Below are 278 nucleotides of genomic sequence, written 5' to 3' on the forward strand. Positions count from 1 at the left end.
TATTATCATTGCCTGATATCAGTTTGAATTTTTTTAGAATTTCAATATGAAACCCCTAATTTACTATGCTCATTTTGCCCAAGATGAACTCGGCAATCTCTTGCCTTACGAACATTGGCAAACCTTGCAAAGTCATTCGGTAAATGTTGGGGAAATGGCGGCGGAGTTTGCGCGAGTATTTGGGGCACAGGAAATTGCCTGCCAGATGGGAAAGTTGCATGACTTAGGGAAATATTCGGAAGCCTTTAATTATCGATTGTATGGCGATCCTTCAGGTG

Annotated in this window: 1 protein-coding gene; it reads left to right on the forward strand. The window is 41.4% G+C overall.

Annotated features, from left to right (window positions below):
* Positions 1-46: 46 nt before the first annotated feature.
* Positions 47-278 (forward strand): hypothetical protein (locus ACTHS3_RS17790; protein ID WP_440368745.1); only part of this gene is annotated, 232 nt, incomplete at its 3' end.

It is taken from the genome of Neisseria sp. P0009.S007, from assembly GCF_051962515.1.